This is a genomic window from Chromohalobacter sp. HP20-39 (assembly GCF_033052815.1).
Classification (GTDB): Bacteria; Pseudomonadota; Gammaproteobacteria; order Pseudomonadales; family Halomonadaceae; genus Chromohalobacter.
In genome coordinates this window covers 1-273 of the sequence record NZ_JAWHTP010000665.1, presented here as the reverse complement: position 1 = coordinate 273, position 273 = coordinate 1, and the positions used below count along the sequence as shown (strand labels likewise).

The window sequence follows — 273 nt, the reverse complement described above, 5'->3', positions numbered from 1 at the left end:
GCGCCCACCAACAACCCCCATAGCCGATACTCGGGCGAACGCGATCTCGACAACCCGCTCGCGGCCGTGCAGATGGGTCTGATCTACGTGAACCCGGAAGGCCCGGATGCCAACGGCGATCCGATCTCGGCCGCACGCGACATCCGCGAAACCTTCGCCCGCATGGCGATGGACGACGAAGAAACCGTGGCGCTGATCGCCGGCGGCCACACCTTCGGCAAGACGCACGGCGCGGGTCCGGCAAGCAATGTCGGGCCGGACGTTGAAGCGGCA

The 273-nt window shown here is 67.0% G+C and carries 1 protein-coding gene; it reads left to right on the top strand.

Translation table 11 applies throughout. From position 1 onward, the window contains the following. On the top strand, positions 1-273 hold a 273-nt coding region (locus tag RVY79_RS19610), incomplete at both ends, for a peroxidase family protein (RefSeq protein WP_317466246.1).